Annotated in this window: 11 protein-coding genes; 3 read left to right on the forward strand and 8 right to left on the reverse strand. The window is 35.8% G+C overall.

Annotated features, from left to right (window positions below; translation table 11 throughout):
• Positions 1–37: 37 nt before the first annotated feature.
• The 5 genes from polA to pepA all read right to left on the reverse strand — a co-directional run bounded on the left by polA (position 38) and on the right by pepA (position 6,525).
• On the reverse strand, positions 38–2,713 hold the full coding sequence (gene polA, locus ACQV2X_RS04665) for a DNA polymerase I (RefSeq protein WP_428894279.1): 2,676 nt from the start codon (positions 2,711–2,713) through the stop codon (positions 38–40).
• A gap of 63 nt (positions 2,714–2,776) precedes the next feature.
• The gene (murC, locus tag ACQV2X_RS04670; RefSeq protein WP_428873613.1) at positions 2,777–4,111 is read right to left on the reverse strand and encodes a UDP-N-acetylmuramate--L-alanine ligase; all 1,335 of its coding nucleotides are present in this window, start codon (positions 4,109–4,111) and stop codon (positions 2,777–2,779) included.
• Positions 4,111–4,779 (reverse strand): hypothetical protein, encoded by a 669-nt coding sequence (locus ACQV2X_RS04675; RefSeq protein ID WP_428873612.1) that lies wholly within the window; start codon positions 4,777–4,779, stop codon positions 4,111–4,113. The genes murC and ACQV2X_RS04675 overlap by 1 nt, the downstream gene beginning before the upstream one ends.
• 29 nt (positions 4,780–4,808) lie before the next feature.
• Positions 4,809–5,438 carry a YtpR family tRNA-binding protein gene (gene ytpR, locus ACQV2X_RS04680; RefSeq protein ID WP_428873611.1) on the reverse strand — a complete coding sequence of 210 codons (630 nt, stop codon included), beginning with the start codon at positions 5,436–5,438 and terminating at the stop codon, positions 4,809–4,811.
• A 13-nt stretch (positions 5,439–5,451) separates the two neighbouring features.
• Entirely contained in the window at positions 5,452–6,525 is a 1,074-nt protein-coding gene (gene pepA / locus ACQV2X_RS04685; protein WP_428885022.1) for a glutamyl aminopeptidase, read from the reverse strand.
• A gap of 197 nt (positions 6,526–6,722) precedes the next feature.
• Here pepA and ACQV2X_RS04690 point away from each other — a divergent pair, with 197 nt between their 5' ends.
• The 3 genes from ACQV2X_RS04690 (at position 6,723) to trmB (ending at position 8,697) form a co-directional block, all read left to right on the forward strand.
• Positions 6,723–7,049 (forward strand): hypothetical protein, encoded by a 327-nt coding sequence (locus ACQV2X_RS04690; protein WP_428873609.1) that lies wholly within the window; start codon positions 6,723–6,725, stop codon positions 7,047–7,049.
• A gap of 178 nt (positions 7,050–7,227) precedes the next feature.
• A complete protein-coding gene (locus tag ACQV2X_RS04695; RefSeq protein WP_428873608.1) occupies positions 7,228–8,007 on the forward strand; it encodes a phosphotransferase family protein in 780 nt (259 codons plus the stop codon).
• 12 nt (positions 8,008–8,019) lie between these two features.
• Positions 8,020–8,697: a tRNA (guanosine(46)-N7)-methyltransferase TrmB gene (gene trmB, locus ACQV2X_RS04700; RefSeq protein WP_428874857.1), complete on the forward strand. Its 678-nt coding sequence runs from the start codon at positions 8,020–8,022 to the stop codon at positions 8,695–8,697.
• 43 nt (positions 8,698–8,740) lie between these two features.
• Here the strand turns inward: trmB and pepF are convergent, their stop codons facing one another.
• The 3 genes from pepF to ACQV2X_RS04715 all read right to left on the reverse strand — a co-directional run bounded on the left by pepF (position 8,741) and on the right by ACQV2X_RS04715 (position 12,607).
• Complete coding sequence (gene pepF / locus ACQV2X_RS04705) at positions 8,741–10,555, reverse strand: oligoendopeptidase F (protein ID WP_428874859.1); 1,815 nt, start codon at positions 10,553–10,555, stop codon at positions 8,741–8,743.
• Positions 10,556–10,677: 122 nt separating this feature from the next.
• Entirely contained in the window at positions 10,678–11,793 is a 1,116-nt protein-coding gene (locus ACQV2X_RS04710) for a competence protein CoiA (RefSeq protein ID WP_428873605.1), read from the reverse strand.
• A 58-nt stretch (positions 11,794–11,851) separates the two neighbouring features.
• Positions 11,852–12,607: an adaptor protein MecA gene (locus tag ACQV2X_RS04715; protein ID WP_428873604.1), complete on the reverse strand. Its 756-nt coding sequence runs from the start codon at positions 12,605–12,607 to the stop codon at positions 11,852–11,854.
• Positions 12,608–12,750 lie beyond the last annotated feature (143 nt).

Consider the following 12,750-nt stretch of genomic DNA (forward strand, 5'->3'; position numbering starts at 1 on the left):
CAAGTTCTAAGACATTTTGTTGTGAGTTTATTTCTATTTATTTAAGCTCTAACCAAGAATCTCCATAATGATAGTCTACTTTTAGTGGAACACTCAAATCAGCAGCCTCCTCCATCACTTGTGGAACTATTTTTTCTAAGATCGACATTTCTTCTTCTGGTCCTTCAAGGATCAATTCGTCATGTATCTGTAAAATCATGCGTGATTGAAGGTCTTCCTCTTTCAAGCGCTGATCTAAATTAACCATGGCAACTTTAATAATATCAGCCGCACTTCCTTGAATTGGCGAGTTCATAGCAGTTCGTTCTGCAAAGGAACGAACATTAAAATTGGTAGCGTGAATATCCGGTAAATAACGCCGGCGATTGAAGAGTGTTTTTACATAGCCTCTTTCTTTAGCTTCTTCCACAATCGTTTCCATAAATGTTTTGATGCCCGGAAACATTTCAAAGTAACGATCAATAAAAGCCTTGGCTTTTTTACGGGTAATGTTTAAATTTTGTGATAAACCATAATCAGAAATTCCATATACTATTCCAAAGTTAACTGCCTTGGCTTGGCGACGGTGGTCTGCATCTACTGCCTGATCATCTTCTAGGTTAAAGACTCTTCTAGCCGTAGCAGAGTGGATATCTTCATTATTTCTAAACGCTTCTTGCATGTGTTGATCTTGCGAAATATGAGCTAAAACGCGTAATTCAATTTGTGAATAATCCGCCCCAAATAACTTCCAGCCCTTCTTGCTTGGTACAAAAGCTTGACGCACTAGCCGTCCTTCTTCGATTCGGATTGGTATGTTTTGTAAGTTAGGATCAGTGGATGAAAGACGTCCTGTTTGAGTTAAAGTTTGGACAAAGCGTGTGTGAATCTTACCATCTTCTTTAATATAGGGTGGAAGCCCTGCTAAATAGGTCGACTGTAATTTTGCAATCTGTCGATAGGCTAAAATAGCTGGGACAATGGGATGCTTGTCTTTCAACTTTTCCAAAACATCAGCTGCTGTAGAATACCCGGTTTTTGTTTTCTTGATAATAGGCAAGCCTAAATCTTCAAAAAGAACAATACCCAATTGTTTAGGAGAATTCACATTGAAAGTTGAGCCAGCCATGTTATGAATTTCTTCTTCCATTTTTTGCATACGAATTAGAACTTGCTCATTTTTTTCATCTAAAGTTGAACGATCAACCTTTATGCCACCGATTTCAATCTTGGCTAAGGTTTGAGCCAAAGGTAACTCTATTTCATGATAGAGGTCTGTCATCTCTAGTTCTTCTAAACGATTTTCTAATGGTTGTTGAACTGCTTTTAGAGTTTGTAATTTATTGGCTAAATGTTGGTAAAACTGATCCTTATTTTCAGGTAAAGCTCTTTTTGCTCCCTTACCATAGATCGTTTCATCGTATTGCACTGTCACTGGCAGATTTAAAAGATTAGCCACATCCGCAAGTTCTTGGTTGTTTTTTGTATCAATTAAATAAGTGGCAATCAAAACATCCATCATTATGCCATTAATTTGTGTATCGTAACGGGAAGCTATGACCGCTTCACGTTTATAATCAAAAAAGATTTTTTGCTTGTCTTCGTTAGTTAACCACTCTTTAAAAACTTGACTGCTAAAAGCTAAGTCTTCAGGAAGGATGTACAATTGATTCTGTTTAAAGTCTAACCAAGCGACCGCTTTAATAGGGGCAAAGTGATAATTGTCCTGTAAGATTTCACTGTAATACACTGCTTGATCAGGTAAGATAGTGGGTTCAATCCGGTCTGCTGAATCGATTACTTGGATGGAAATTTCAGGTAAATCTTCTGCTGCTTGATTAATCGTACTCGACTCCCCTTGCTCAACTTGCAAGTTTTTCAAGAAGGATTGAAAGTCCATTTGACGATAGAACTCAGCTAAAGCTTGATAATCTGGTTGGTGCAAAAGAGTCTCCTCAATTGTCAATTCTATCGGTGCATCATGAAGAATACGAGCTAAATCTTTACTCATCCTTGCATTAGCTTCATCATTAATAATGTTTTCTTTCATTTTAGAAGCTTTTAACTCATCTAAGCGATCATACATGGCTTCTACTGAACCAAACTGATGAAGTAATTTAAGTGCTGTCTTCTCACCCACTCTAGTAATACCTGGGTAATTATCAGACGAATCCCCCATAAGACCTTTCATGTCAATAATTTGTAAAGGCTCAATCCCCCATTTTTCTTGGATTGATTGAGGGGTGTATGCTTCTAGGTCAGAAACACCTTTACGCGTAATATACACAGTTGTTTTATCACTGGCTAATTGAGTTAAATCTTTATCTCCAGATAGGACAATAACTTGATCTGCTTGGTTTGCTTGATAAGCAAGAGTTCCTATAATATCATCCGCTTCATAATTACTTAAAGAATAATGTTTAATCCCATAGGCTTCTAACAGCACACGAAAATATGGCATCTGCTCTTTGAATTCAGTAGGTGTCTTTTGGCGTCCACTTTTATAGTCTTGATATTTTTCTGTCCGAAAAGTGCCACCACTCTTATCAAATGCCACTAAAACATGGGTTGGCTTAAATTGACTCAAGACATTATCTAACATTCTCTTAAAAGTGAAAAGAGCATTAGTATGAAGACCTGATCGATTTTTAAAACGTTCAATATCAAGGATTGAAAAGAAAGAACGAAAGGCTAAACTCGATCCATCAATTAAAAGTATGGTACGTTTTGACATTATGTCACTCCTTTATTTATGCAAAAAGCCAACGAATTCGCTGGCTTTAAGAATCAAATTACATTATAAATTTTTTACATGAAGACTCGCATAGGCTGTTTCAAATTGACGAGCTAAATGGTCGATATCTCCCGCTCCCATGAATAAAAGGACTTCATCTTTGTAATCCATAAGCGGTGAAAGATGATCTTTCGAAATAATTTCAACTTTTTCATTAATCATTCTAGCTAAATCTTCAATTTTGACATCACCTGATTGTTCTCTAGCTGAAGTAAAAATATCAACTAAATGAACATGATCTGCAATTGATAAAGCTTCAGCAAATTCATTAAGCAAAGCTACGGTACGACTGAAAGTATGGGGTTGAAAGATTGCTACTACCCGTCGATTAGGATATTTTTGTTGAGCCGCATCAATTGTTGCTTTTATCTCACTTGGATGGTGGGCATAGTCATCAATAATAATTAAATCTTCAACTTGTCTTACTGAAAAACGACGCTTTACCCCCTGAAAGCTTGCCATTTGTTCAGCAATGTCTTTAGCCTTAAATCCTTCTAAATAGAGTAAGGTAATAACCGCTAAGGCATTTAAAATATTATGCTCGCCATAAGCAGGAAGGTGAAAGTGTCCAAATTTTTCTCCTTTAATATATACGTCAAAATCAGAGCCTTTTGGCGTACGTTGAATATTATCAGTATAAAACTCTTGGTTATCATTGAGGCCATAGCGATAGACAGGAACATTTGATTGCAATTTAGATAAAAATGGGTCATCCCCCCAAGCGATAATTCCTTTTTTTGCTTGGTGGCTAAAGTCATTAAAGGCTGAAAAGACATCTTCAATGGATTGATAATAGTCTGGATGGTCGAAATCAATATTGGTGATAATCGCATAATCAGGTTGATAGGCCATGAAATGACGGCGATATTCACAAGCCTCTAAGGCAAAGTAGGTAGATTCTTCATCGCCAAAACCCGTACCATCACCAATGAGATAAGAAAGAGGAGCTAGTTTTTTTAAAGTATGGGCCAGCAAACCAGTCGTAGAAGTCTTACCGTGTGAACCTGTGACAGCAATTGAAGTGTATTGTTTTAATAAGTCACCAATAAAGGTATGGTAGCGATAAATAGGTAGACCTAATTCTCTCGCTTTCACTAACTCAGGGTGTTCATCATTAAATGCATTGCCTGCTATAATCGTTTGCCTCGCTTGGATATTATCGGCTGAAAATTCTAGAATTTTGATGGATTGATTTTCTAATTCTTGTTGTGTAAAGAAATAAGTAGCTACATCACTACCTTGTACATGGTATCCTTCACCATGTAAAACCAAAGCAAGGGCAGACATACCAGAGCCTTTTATTCCCACAAAGTGATAAACAGTATTTTTATCTAACATTATTCATTATCCTCCTTAGTAAACAAGAGAAAGGATTGCTTGTCTTTCACTAAACGTTTGAGTATCTGACGGTCAACTTTTTTCATAGTCCAACACTCTTGATGCCCTTCTTGCATCCGTTGAACTGCTTTCAAGGAATGATCAATATTGGCTAAACGTTCTTCTATTACTTGATTGCCTTGTTTAGTTTTTTCTCTTTCGCTTGTAGACAATGAGTTATTATAATCCTTTTGCAATTTGTTTTCCATATTATTCCTACGATAATCTTTATTATGCAAGAAAGGAATATCATAAGCATAAGAAAACTTTGTCTCATTTGGCTCATTTTCAAACTGTTCATCTAAAGTTTTCTTGCTTTGCATGGCTTGACTAGCTTTTTCAAGTCGGTAATGCTTTGCTTCCCGTCCATAAGCTGTTTGATAAGAGGATGATAGTGGTTTGTCTGAAAAGCTTTCTAATATTCCTGAACCGGATTCAAACCACCGATCAGAAGGTCTATCTGACATTCTATTAGATTCTATCTTCTTTTGAACCTTTTTAAAAGCGGGCTCTTCTAAAGCGTGTTCAGAACTACGATGACTCCCCATACCAAGATGAAATTTTCTTTTCTTGTTTCCAGCTAAGTGATGACCTTTTTTGAAAGCTGGACCTTTATATTCAGAAGTCATAGCGATCTCCTTTGTGATTTTTCTCTAAATTAATAGCTTTGAATTACTTCTGCTAAACTTGTTCCTACTTCAAAATGATTCGGCAATACCCAGATGCCTGGATCATTTTGAATATCTTCTAAACCAAGCTCTCGGGTAGAACAAATCATACCTCTAGAAGGAACGCCTCGTAATTCACCAGGCCATATAATTGCGCCCGAAGGCATCACTGCACCTGATTTGGCCACTAAAACTTTTTGACCCTGCGCAATATTAGCTGCTCCACAAACAATTTGTAAGACTTCATCTTCGCTCACTCGTGTTTGAGTAATATTTAAATGGTCAGAATCTTCGTGAGCTTGACATTCTTCAACGAATCCAACCACAAATTTTTCTTCTCGATCGATTTCGACCTCTAAATCAAAGCCTGCCTCTTTAATGAGGTTTTTAACCAGCATTTCTTGTTCTTTATTTAATTTAACAAGACCTTGACCCTCCACTTTAAAATGCTTAGATAAACGATGAATATTAATACCCATCACTTGATCATTTGTCTGATCTCTAATTATGGTAACATCCCCTTTGCGTTCGTAGCTGAGATGATCTTCATCCGTTATTCCATTAGTTAAAAGAAGTACATCGCCAATTCCTTCTTTATTATAAAATGCTAAACTTTTCATTTAATTGCTCCTTTTATGATTTAATAATCGTTTCATAAGTCGTGCGATCAAAATTACGTACTAAATGCAAGAGCATTTCTTTGGCTGCTTCATAATCTGAGATAGTAAATAAAGTTTGATGGCCGTGAATATAACGTGCTGGAACTCCAATCACTGCACTAGGAACACCCTTATTCATAGTATGAGCAGCTCCAGCATCAGTACCACCTTTAGAGAAGAAACATTGGTAGGGAATATTATGGGTGTTTGCAGTATCTTCAATATACTCGCGCAAGCCTTTGTGAGTAATCATACCAGGATCTTGGATTCTCAGTAAGAACCCTCCACCTAATTGCCCTTCACTTTGAGTCGCTTTTTCAATATCATTTGCTGGTGAACAGTCCACCGCTACAAAAAGATCCGGTTGGAATTCATGAACGCCCCCTCTAATACCTCTTAAACCAACTTCTTCTTGAACACTTGCTCCAATAATTAATTCATTATTGAGTTCTTCATTTTGAATTTCACGAAGCGTTTCTAATACAACTGTACATCCATAACGGTTATCCCATGCTTTAGACAGAATTGATTTACCGTTTGCTGTCTTAATAGTTTCCACTTGGGGTACAATTGGATCGCCTAATCTCACTCCAAATTCTTCTGCTTCTTCCTTAGAAGTAAATCCTGCATCAAAAAGAATAGAATCAGCCTTAAGCTGTGATTTAGCGCCTTTTTCTCTTAAGAGATGAGGAGGAACTGCTCCAGATACAATCGGATAATCGCCTTTTTTAGTTTGCAACGTAAAGCGTTGGGCTGAAATCACATAAGGGTTCCATCCACCAATTGGGACTACTCTGAAAAGGCCTCGATCGGTAATTTCACGAACCATAAAGCCCACTTCATCCATATGCGCTGCCACCATTAAACGAGGTGCTCCCTCTTTCTTACTATGTTTGATACCAAAGATATTTCCTAAACTAGACTGATGTATTTCATCAACAAGCGGAGACATTTCTTGATGCATGAAGTCTCTAACACGTTTTTCGTGACCTGAGATTCCTTGTAATTCAGTTAACTTTTTTATTAAGGCAAAAGTTTGATCGTTCATAAAATTTGTGGCTAAGCCACACCCTCCTCATCTTTATTTGACTTATTATTCTCCTTTTATTCTGTCACAAAAATACTTTAAAAGCAATTGGCGTACAAGTTTGAAAAGTATTCTTTAAATAAAATTTATGGTATGATCAAGATAAGTTTCAAAAGCGATAAGAAGTTAGATTACTTATCACAAATAGGAGGAAAGATATGTCTCAAAACAAAAATTACAGCTTACTAGGAACAATTGTGTTGATATCTGGAATTGTTATTGGTGCTGCAGGTACGCTATTATATAAGGAAAATCGCCCCTTAAACGCTGGTAAGGTATTAGAAAGTATTCGTGAAGCCTTCGCGCTTGAAGGAGAAATCACAGGTTCTTGGATCGATTATGACCCTATTGAATATACTACCTACAATTCCCGTCCATTGGTATACACAGGAGGCATCTCACGTAAGGAAAATGACCAGATCGTTCACTACCACTTTGTTGCAGATATCTATACTGGAGAAATTTTAAATACCTTCGAAGCTTAACTTACATACATTTTCTAAGCACTTTAAGGTGCTTTTTCTTATGTTCAAATTTTACTAATCCATTTATACTTTTAAAATAATCTATATATTATTATTTATAATCAAAAATAAAAGCTGTTGACCTAAAAGATTAGCATGTTAGAATAAAGAGTATCACTTTAATGAAAGGAGCGAGGTTATGTACCATGATAGTGAAGAATGGCAAATAACCCCATTGAGCGGAAACACTGGTCAAGCTTATATGGGCGTCAGTAAAGACGAAAAAGTCTTTTTTAAACGTAACACCTCGCCCTTTATCGCTGCTTTAGCTGCTGAAGGTATTACCCCTAAACTAAAATGGACTCAAAGAACTTATACGGGAGACATATTAACTGCTCAAGAATGGGAGGAGGGTCAATTATTAAATAAACAGGATATGGCTAACCAAGAAGTCATTGATTTGATCCGCTCTATCCACCAAAACGATTCTCTTTTGAATCTACTCAAACGCGCAAAAGCTCAGGAGTCGTCTCCTCTAGATTTAATAAAGGATTATTATCAAGGTCTACCCCATTCATTAAAGTTTCACAGCTATTTTAATCATATTATCCAGCAGATGGAGCACATGATTGATCGAGATTTTTTAGAGATAGACTACTGCATCTGTCACGGAGATCTTAATCATAATAACTTTTTGTTAACAAATGACCAACATTTATACTTAGTCGATTGGGATAATGTTAAAATTGCTGATCCACTATTTGATATCTGCTATCTACTTTGTCATTATTTTTCACCTACAGAATGGATGCAATGGTTTAATCTCTATGAATTTCCTATTACTGACTCCTTTCAAAAACGGGTAAAATGGTACAGTCTCCTAGCTTGCCTTAATCTGATTAAAGAATATTATGCAGAAGATCGTCATTATCAAGTCAATGAAACTGTTGTTTTGCTAAAAAACATCTATGAAAATTAAAAAGGAGAGACTATGAGATTACGTCATAAACCATGGGCCGCTGATAAATTAAAGGCCTATCCAAAATATGTTACTCAAAATCCCCAAGACTTTAAGGGGGAATGGCAAAAGCGTTTTGCTAAAAATCAACCCATTCATATTGAAGTTGGATCAGGTAAAGGACAATTTATAGTTGAAATGGCTAAAGCCCATCCTAACATCAACTATATTGCCATCGAATTACAAACTTCAGTAGCTGTTTCTATTCTGGATTTACAACTAAATACCCAACTAGAAAATTTACAAATTATTAATGCCCACGGTGGCGATTTGAACCATTTCTTTAGTGATGGAGAAGTCAACCGTGTATATCTTAACTTTTCTGATCCTTGGCCCAAGGCTCGTCATACTAAACGACGTTTAACTTCCCCTAAATTTTTAAGCCAATACCAAACAATTTTAAAACTTGATGGGGATATTCATTTCAAGACAGATAATATGAGTCTCTTTCAGTATTCTTTAGCTTCTATGAGTCAATATGGTTTCGTTTTTCGTCAAGTATGGTTAGATCTTCATCATAGCGATTTTCAAGGAAACATACAAACTGAATACGAGGAAAAATTCTCAGCCAAAGGTCACCCAATCTATCGCTTAGAGGCCTATTTCCCACAAAAAAATAATAGCTTGCTAAACACACAACCCCCTCAATAGGTATTCGTCTATTGAGGGGGGTATTTATTTAAAACTTTTCTGATTATGAACGGTGTTCTTTCAAGATTGACTCAAACTCATCGAGCCTTTCTTCAAAAACATCAAGCGTCGCTAAAATATAATTTGCTTGAGTCATATCTAAGCCAGCGTCTTTCATAGTATCTACAGCATATTTAGAAGACCCTGACTTTAAGAAACCTTTGTAATTCTCTAAAGCTTCTTTATCTCCTTGATAGATTTTAGCTGCAAAGTAAGTTGCTGCCGAGAATCCTGTGGCATATTGAAAAACATAATAATTATAGTAGAAGTGAGGAATACGTGACCACTCTAGCACAATCTCAGAATCTGAATTAACTGCCTCCCCGTAGTATTTAGCATTTAACTCACGATAATTTTCTGAAAGAAACTCCTGTGTTAAAGGTGTGCCTTCAGCATCTGCAGTATGCATAAAGTGTTCAAATTCAGCAAACTGTGTTTGTCGGAAGACGGTACCTTTAGCTCCGTCTAAGAAATGATTTAAGATGAATAGACGAATTTCGGGATCTTTATATTTGTCTAATAAGTAATAAGTTAATAAGTTTTCATTAGTAGTCGACGCAATTTCTGCTAAGAAAATAGAATAACCAGAATAGATATGCTCTTGGTTATTGCGACTTAAGTATGAGTGTGCAGAATGCCCTAGCTCATGAATTAAGGTATAAAGGTGATTAATTGAGTCTTGCCAGTTCATTAAAATATATGGCTTAGAATCATAGGTTCCTGAAGAATAAGCTCCTGATCGTTTACCGATATTTTCATAAAGGTCAATCCAACGGTCAGCAAAAGCTTCCTTCATTATTGCCACATAGTCTTCACCCATTGGTTTTACAGCTTCCAAAATAATCGACTGCGCCTCTTCATAAGTCACTTTAATTGGAGCTTCACCTAATAAAGGTGTATACATATCGTACATTTCTAAATCTTCAACACCTAGTAAGTCTTTACGAAGTGCTACATAACGATGTAAAAGATTTAAACGTGAATGAACAGCCTCTAACAATGTATCATACACTGACTCTGGCACATTGTTTTGGAAAAGAGCAGCTTGTCGAGCAGAGTCAAAGTGACGTACTTTTGCTTGATAATTATGAGCTTTCATTTGACTAGAAATTAAGCTAGCATATGTATTTTTAAATTGGTCGAAAATACTATAATATTTTTGGAAAGTTTCTTTTCTAACGCGACGGTCAGAAGATTCAAGCATCTTTCCATAAACCGAGTGCGTTAACTCTACTTCATGGCCTTCTTCATCCTTGATAGTAGGAAACCTCAAATCGGCATCAGTCAATAAGCCAAATGTTTTGCTTGGTGTGGCAAAAATTTCACCCGCTTTAGCCAACAAAAGCTCTTCTGCATGGCTTAAAGTGTGTGGGCGAAAACGTACTGCATTATCTAGAAACTGACGGTATTTTTTTAATGACTCATTGGTCTTAATAAATTCCTGTAGTTTCTCCTCATCAATCGCTAAAAGCTCAGGATCAAAGAAAGCTGTAGCTCCATCAAATTCAGTAATTAATTGCAATGTACGCGCTTGTAAGCTTTGTGAAGCAGAAACGGTTTGATCTTGATCACTGATTAAGTGACTATAAACATATAAGTTTTCAACGATTCTCTCAGTTTCTTTCATCGTTTCAATCGCTTTAACAAGCTGATCTGCACTTCGACCTAGCGTGCCCTCTAAGTCCTTCAAATCACCAATCATTTGTTGAGCCTTTGTAAAATCCGATTCAAAAGCTTCTTGGTCTTTATACATGGATGACAAATCCCAGGTATATTTTTCTTCTATCTCAGAACGCTTACGTGCTTTATGTGTAGACATAACATTACTCCCTTTTCTTATGATAATCTTAGTTTATCATAATTAGATCCTAAATGGGAACGGTATCATTAATTAATTAGATGATTTAAAAAAATTTTTTCTGACTCTCTAACAAATCGTTTTTACTCCATTAATCTTTTTAGAACATAATAAAGAATATATAAAGTTTCTTCTAATATAGTTTTAGATTGGCCCATTAAAGGAAAGTGAAACATACTAAAGTGGTTGTTATCTAAATGTTCATTCATCCTCGAGGAAAAGGAAGAAAAGTTTAACCCCTCTCCTTCAGGGTTGATTTTCAAATTTCTATTCAGCCATAACATTGATTCAAAGGCCCAAATCCAAATCAGCCAGCCAGGCTCTTTCATCGCTTGCACCTGCCAATTATTAAAAACCCATCTGGGTATTTCTTCCAAGTTAATTTGATAGTTGTAGAGCTGGTTTAAGAAAACACGATAAGAAAGATTGGATTTTATTGATTGAATAATAAAAGAATAGTCAATTAGAGAAATACTCCTAGACTCGCTTCTTTTCAAATAAATATTTTTCACATCGCTCTTTGCTTTTAAGCTTCCATTAAGTGCCAATAGCCAATTTTCTTTATAAGAATAGCTTGTAAGCTTAATATCTAAATTATTTAAACTATAAACTAAAGGTATATGGTGATAACATTTTAATTCGTACTGATTTAAATCTAAAGTCCAAACGTGATAACCAAGTTTCTTTGAATATGCGATACAACGTCGAACCCATGTACTTAAGCCCCGTTGTTTAAAATAATAATCATCAATTAACCATTGAACTTGAAAACCGAGTGCTTGATAATTTTTTTGTCTTTTATCCATATCAATTGATGAAATGACTGATTTTTGATACTCAACTATCCAAGCGCAGGAGCTATCTTCGACCATAAGATCAGCAATCTGATTTATTTTTTCAAAAATAACCTCTTGCGCACATTCATAGCCAAAGTTTCGAAAATTATCTCGTAATAAATTTTTGGCCTGCTTATGTTCTTTACTTTCTCCTCTGTGAGTCTCTTTTAAACCAAATTTTAAATAAGTACCCTCATTTTTACTATCTAATGAACAAGCTTTTAAATGTCGGAAGTAAGAACGCCCTTTTTCTTTATTAATTAAAACTACTTTAGTTAAGCAGTACGGACAAACATAAATCTGATCCTTTTTTGCTTCTTTTGCATAGATTAACTCACCAAATTGATTTATTGCCGCGTACATTAATAACCCCCCTTTAATCTGAAATACAGATCTAAAGGGGGTTAGGTGTTTAATTGATTTAAAATTGGTTTCCAAAGAAGAAGAGTGCATCTTCTTTTCTTAATAACTCACCATGTTCTGCTAAAACAGATGCAGTGACCATTGATATTTCTCCAAACTCGAAGAGAGTCAATAACTTAGTTGCAAGTTTATCTTTACTTACTGTTCGTTCTAAATCATAGAGAATCAAGAAATAATGCGAATTCATATAATATAGATCTGAAACTAGCAATTCGCTTGGTATTTCACGAGCTAGTCTTAAAAAATTATCCAATGAACTAAAACGAATGACTCCTTCAATAGGTTGCTCTTGTGATAAGTCTTCATCTTTTGACTCAGACTTAGGATTAAATAAATTCATCATCGACTCAATCGCCGTCTTCTTAGTTTTCTTATTAGTAGAGGAGCTTACTTGTTGATTCGATTCAGCAGTTGAATCGGTCATATTTTCACTAGAGGATTCCTTCAGGGACATTTCTTTGCGTTCTTTAAGACGCTTCGTTAGTTCATCTTCCCAAACCTCATCAAGTTCCTCAACATTGGCACGGCTAATATACAATTCTAAGCCTTCGCTGTTAGGAATCACTTGGAATGTCACAGCTTCTGAATCGTGAAAATGATGGTCAATATCCACTTCTTCTAAAATTGAGTAAAAGAATTTTTCAATCCGTGATTGGTCCCCTATTAGGTCTAAAAAGTCGATACCCCGTTCTTCTAGATCCTCAGATCCAATTAGAACTTTAATTAGGTTATCATTTATATGCTCCATTTCCATAGCAATTCACCTCCACCTTCTTATCCATTATACTACTTACAAACAGACATACCAAGCATTATGTCATGTTCCGTAATTTTAGCAAAAATGGTTCTATAATTTATAGGGTTGATGGCCGAAGGCCTCAACTCTATTTTTTACTT

Source organism: Facklamia sp. P12945, assembly GCF_050409485.1.
Taxonomy (GTDB): domain Bacteria; phylum Bacillota; class Bacilli; order Lactobacillales; family Aerococcaceae; genus Facklamia.

Bases quoted from the DNA above. Each gene is read 5' to 3' on its own strand.
- polA (WP_428894279.1), bottom strand. From the start codon at position 2,713: ATGTCAAAACGTACCATACTTTTAATTGATGGATCGAGTTTAGCCTTT.
- murC (WP_428873613.1), bottom strand. From the start codon at position 4,111: ATGTTAGATAAAAATACTGTTTATCACTTTGTGGGAATAAAAGGCTCT.
- ACQV2X_RS04675 (WP_428873612.1), bottom strand. From the start codon at position 4,779: ATGACTTCTGAATATAAAGGTCCAGCTTTCAAAAAAGGTCATCACTTA.
- ytpR (WP_428873611.1), bottom strand. From the start codon at position 5,438: ATGAAAAGTTTAGCATTTTATAATAAAGAAGGAATTGGCGATGTACTT.
- pepA (WP_428885022.1), bottom strand. From the start codon at position 6,525: ATGAACGATCAAACTTTTGCCTTAATAAAAAAGTTAACTGAATTACAA.
- ACQV2X_RS04690 (WP_428873609.1), top strand. From the start codon at position 6,723: ATGTCTCAAAACAAAAATTACAGCTTACTAGGAACAATTGTGTTGATA.
- ACQV2X_RS04695 (WP_428873608.1), top strand. From the start codon at position 7,228: ATGTACCATGATAGTGAAGAATGGCAAATAACCCCATTGAGCGGAAAC.
- trmB (WP_428874857.1), top strand. From the start codon at position 8,020: ATGAGATTACGTCATAAACCATGGGCCGCTGATAAATTAAAGGCCTAT.
- pepF (WP_428874859.1), bottom strand. From the start codon at position 10,555: ATGTCTACACATAAAGCACGTAAGCGTTCTGAGATAGAAGAAAAATAT.
- ACQV2X_RS04710 (WP_428873605.1), bottom strand. From the start codon at position 11,793: ATGTACGCGGCAATAAATCAATTTGGTGAGTTAATCTATGCAAAAGAA.
- ACQV2X_RS04715 (WP_428873604.1), bottom strand. From the start codon at position 12,607: ATGGAAATGGAGCATATAAATGATAACCTAATTAAAGTTCTAATTGGA.